The sequence below is a fragment of the Protofrankia sp. CiP1_Cm_nod2 genome, assembly GCF_920664355.1.
Classification (GTDB): domain Bacteria; phylum Actinomycetota; class Actinomycetes; order Frankiales; family Frankiaceae; genus Protofrankia.
The window spans coordinates 1-4622 of the sequence record NZ_CAKKTL010000328.1; the positions used below are offsets into that span (position 1 = coordinate 1).

Consider the following 4622-nt stretch of genomic DNA (forward strand, 5'->3'; position numbering starts at 1 on the left):
GGCGCGGTGTTCGCGCGGGACGGGGACCAGCCGGCCGGGGCGCGCCGGGGCGGCCGCGGGCCCGCACACGGTCCCGCGGCCTCGCGGGACCTCGTCGCGGCCCGTGTCGAGACGGCCGAAGTCGTCCCCGTCGAGAAGGTCGCCAGGACGGCACAGGTACAGCTCGGCCAGCCGGTGGAGCGTCCGGGTCGACGGGGCCCGGCCGCCGCGGGCGGGCCAGACCTCCCAGTAGGAGAAGGACTTGCCCGTCTTCGGCGCGTCGTCGCCGGGCCAGCGGGCGTTCCAGCGCCGGGCCGCCTCCTCCTGCGTCCAGCCGTGGGCGAGCCGGAAGGCGACCCGGGCGTTGAGCCGGTACCGGCGCTGCCATTCCAGGGCGATCCGCCGGTAGGACCACCCGAGCGCTCGCAGACGCCTGGACTCGGCCCGCAGCCGCGCGGTGCTGACAGCCATGACGACCTCCCCGTTGGCGAACATATGTTCGAATCATAGAGGAGGGGTCGGACATTTCCGGACGTGACGGGGAGTCGGCCCGGCTGTGGGGCCGGGCATCCGCCAGGAGGGCCCGTGCCCGGCCAGGCCGTGCCGGCCGGGCGCGGGAAGCCAAGCCCGGGTGGGCCCTACCGGCCGGGCTGGCCGTGGGGCGGCTGGCCCTCGCCGGGCTGCGGGGGCTGGCCGCCGTAGGAGCCCGGCTGGCCGTAGCCGCCGTAGGCCTGCTGCCCGTGCCCACCGGCCTGCGGCGGCTGACCGTAGCCGGCCTGCGGCGGCTGGCCGTAGCCGCCCGGCTGCCCGTACCCACCGGCCTGGGGTGGCTGGCCGTAGGAGCCCGGCTGGCCGTACCCGCCCGAGAGGGGCTGGCCGTACGCGTCGTACCCGGGGGCGGGAGGTATCGGGTTCGGCGGGCGGTCCCGGTGGCCGCCGCGTGGCAGCGTGTGCCCGCCGGCGACAGCGGTCAGGACGGTGAAGACCGTGATGGCGATGGACGCGACGAACCCGAGCCACAGCCCGAACGCCCGGTCGGTCTCGTGGTATCCCAGCGCCAGCTTGAAGAAGATCAGGACCGTGCCGAGGCCCGCGACACCCGCGAGGATCAGAGCCCAGTCAACGCCGACCGCCGGCAGCTGGACGCGGGTGAAGAGCCGCACCGCCACCAGCGCGGCGGCGAGCAGCCCGAGTTCGACACCACCATAGGCGAGGAAACCGACGCCCCACGCGTTCTCCCCGCTGCTGGCCCCGCTGAACACCCTGACGGAGAACCAGTTGAATAACGACGCGATGAACAGGACGACGCCGGCAACCAGGACGCCAAGGTCGTTGTTCGGTATGTCTCGGCCGGCTACACGTGTCACGGGACGACCCCACTTCAGCGATCAGCGGTGACCTGACGGACTCATCCCTGACACCGTAGCTCCTGTCCGCCGGAACGACACGATCATGTCCGGGAAAGGACCCTGGAAACGTCCACAGCACCGGGCCGCCCGCCACCGGCAACGCACGGGGTACACAAAAAACAACCGGGCGTGGCCGACCGTCGGAAACGACTCGCCACACCCGGTCCGGAAACGGTGCCACCGCGACGGGCCCGCCGTCATGCGGCGCCGGAAACGACAGCCGGTGGGGACGGGATCCCGCGCGGGGCGGGTTCCGCGAGCGGCTACAGGGAGCGCACGACGTCGGCCATGAGCCGGGCGGTCTCGGACGGGGTCTTGCCGACCCGCACCCCGGCCTTCTCCAGGGCCTCCTTCTTGGCGAGCGCCGTCCCGGACGACCCGGACACGATCGCCCCGGCGTGGCCCATCGTCTTGCCCTCCGGCGCGGTGAAGCCCGCGACGTAGCCAACGACCGGCTTGGTGACGTGCTCCTCGATGTAGGCGGCGGCCCGCTCCTCGGCGTCACCACCGATCTCACCGATCATCACGATCGCGTCGGTGTCGGGGTCGGCCTCGAACGCGGCGAGCGCGTCGATGTGGGTGGTGCCGATGACCGGGTCACCGCCGATGCCCACAGCGGTGGAGAAGCCGAAGTCACGCAGCTCGTACATCATCTGGTAGGTCAGGGTGCCGCTCTTGCTGACCAGGCCGATGCGGCCCTGCGGGGTGATGTCGGCCGGGATGATGCCCGCGTTCGACCGGCCCGGGCTGATGATGCCCGGGCAGTTCGGCCCGATGATCCGCGTGCCGTTGCCCTTGGACTTCGCGTACGCCCAGAACTCGGTGGTGTCGTGTACCGGCACGCCCTCGGTGATGACCACCACGAGCGGGATGCCCGCGTCGATCGCCTCGATGGCGGCCGCCTTGGTCCCGGCCGGCGGGACGTACACCACAGAGACGTTGGCGCCGGTCTTCTCGATCGTCTCGGCCACCGTCGCGAAGACCGGCACACCCTCGACCTCGGTGCCCGCCTTCTTCGGGTTGGTGCCGCCGACGATCTTCGAGCCGGCGCGCAGCATCCGGGCGGTGTGCTTGCGCCCCTCGGAGCCGGTGATGCCCTGAACCAGGATCTTGGACGTCTCGTCCAGCCAGATTGCCATTGTCGGAAGCCTCTTCCCGTCCGCTCAGGCCGCGGCCGCGGCCGCGGCGAGCTCGGCGGCGAGCCGCGCCGCGCCGTCCATGGTGTCCACCGGCTTGACCACGTCGAGGTTGGCCTCGCGGAGGATCCGCCGGCCCTCCTCGGCGTTGTTGCCGTCGAGCCGCACGACCAGCGGGGTGGTGATGTCACCGACGATCTTCAGCGCCTGCACGATGCCGTTGGCCACGGCGTCACAGGCGGTGATCCCGCCGAAGATGTTCACGAACACGCTCTTGACCGCCGGGTCGCTCAGAATGATCGACAGACCGTCCGCCATCACCTCCGCGGACGCCCCGCCGCCGATGTCGAGGAAGTTGGCCGGGCGCTGCCCGCCGAACTCCTCACCGGCGTATGTCACCACGTCGAGGGTCGACATGACCAGACCGGCACCATTACCGATGATGCCGACCTGCCCGGAGAGCTTGACGTAGTTGAGGTCCTTCTCCTTGGCCCGCTGCTCCAGCGGGTCCACCGCGGCTACGTCCACGAACGCGGCGTGGCCGGGGTGGCGGAAGGAGGCGTTCTCGTCCAGGCTGACCTTGCCGTCCAGCGCGACCACGCGGCCGTCGCCGGTGAGGATCAGCGGGTTGACCTCCACCAGGGTGGCGTCGGCGCGGACGAAGACCTCCCACAGCTTCACCAGCAGCTCGGTGGCACCGTCGAGGGCGGCCTCCGGCAGCTTCGCCGCCACCGCGATCTGGCGGGCGACGGTGGCGTCGACCCCGACCAGCGGGTCGATCGGGATGCGGGCGAGCGCCTCCGGCTTGGTCGCGGCGACCTCCTCGATCTCCACCCCGCCCTCGCGGGAGCACATGGCGAGGAAGGTCCGGTTCGCCCGGTCGAGCAGGAAGGAGGCGTAGTACTCCTCGGCGATGTCGCTCGCCTGCTCCACGAGGACCGCGTGGACCGTGTGGCCCTTGATGTCCATCCCGAGGATTGCCGATGCCTTGGCGGTGGCGTCGTCCGGGCCGTCGGCGACCTTCACGCCACCGGCCTTGCCGCGGCCGCCGGTCTTGACCTGCGCTTTGACGACGACACGCCCACCAAGATCAGTTGCGATGCCGCGTGCCTCGTCGGGGGTCGTGGCGACCTTGCCGCTGGGCACAGGCACGCCGTGGTCGGCGAACAGCTTCTTCGCCTGATACTCGAAGAGATCCACAGTCCGTCCAGTCGGATATGAGATCGGTGGTCAGGGCCGAACGTTCGTAAGTTCGAAGAAAAGGGAAGCCGGCCCGAGCCTACTGAAGACGCCCGTCCCGGTGGAGACTGCTCCTGCCGCGGCGGCCGGTCTCGTATGCCCGGAGCCAGCCACCATCATCACCCGGATCCGGTGCCGGACGCCTGCTTTTGTGGTGGTCGACACCGCGATCACAGTGATCGCAATACCCACTATTCCGATCGAACCCGGCACGATCTCGGCGCCCGCTACGGCGACGGCCGCGTTACCTCGCTCACTGCACACCCGGATCCGGCCACAAGCCGTACACCGCCGGCCGGGCCGGAACGGCGGAACAACTACCGGCACCTGTGACACCCGATGTCACAACAACGGCGGATGGACGGCGGCGGACAAACAACGGTCACAACCATCTCCACATGCCCACATGCCCGCATCTGCGCATGCCCGGCGGACCGGTGACGAGAACACGGCCGGCGGATACGGCCAGTCGGCGGAACTGCTGGACGGAACTGCTGGACGGGGCCGGCCGACGGAGCCGGCGGGCACGGCTGGTACGACGTGCCGGCGCCTCGCCCGGCCCGGCTGGGACGGACACGACGACGGGCCAGCCTCGTGGCGTCCCGGATGCCTGCCCGGCCGCCGGGGCCCACACCCCTGGGGCCTCGCGCACCCATGGGGACCCTCGGGCCCGCCCTGTGAACGATCTCTCGAACTCCCGGCCCAGGTGGATCCACGCACCTATGCGGACCTCGGCGCCGACGTACGCCGCCCGGCCGGCCGGGCGGAGCCCGGTCGCGGCCCGTGCGCCCGAGCGGCCTTCCGTCCCGGGCCGTCCGCCTGCCCGCGACCGGCGACCGGCCCTCGGCAGGCAACCGGC

Annotated in this window: 4 protein-coding genes; all 4 read right to left on the reverse strand. The window is 71.4% G+C overall.

What is annotated here, in order from left to right; translation table 11 throughout:
• The coding region (locus NBW84_RS22700; RefSeq protein ID WP_250287262.1) for a helix-turn-helix domain-containing protein at nt 1-450 on the reverse strand (450 nt) is incomplete at its 3' end.
• A 167-nt stretch (nt 451-617) separates the two neighbouring features.
• Nucleotides 618-1346: a hypothetical protein gene (locus NBW84_RS22705; protein ID WP_250287264.1), complete on the reverse strand. Its 729-nt coding sequence runs from the start codon at nt 1344-1346 to the stop codon at nt 618-620.
• Nucleotides 1347-1651: 305 nt separating this feature from the next.
• On the reverse strand, nt 1652-2527 hold the full coding sequence (gene sucD, locus NBW84_RS22710) for a succinate--CoA ligase subunit alpha (protein WP_250287266.1): 876 nt from the start codon (nt 2525-2527) through the stop codon (nt 1652-1654).
• Between the two features lie 24 nt (nt 2528-2551).
• The gene (sucC, locus tag NBW84_RS22715; protein WP_250287268.1) at nt 2552-3724 is read right to left on the reverse strand and encodes an ADP-forming succinate--CoA ligase subunit beta; all 1173 of its coding nucleotides are present in this window, start codon (nt 3722-3724) and stop codon (nt 2552-2554) included.
• Nucleotides 3725-4622 lie beyond the last annotated feature (898 nt).

What these genes read in the sequence shown, in the direction of transcription:
- sucD (WP_250287266.1), bottom strand. Translation starts at nt 2,527, where the DNA reads ATGGCAATCTGGCTGGACGAGACGTCCAAGATCCTGGTTCAGGGCATC.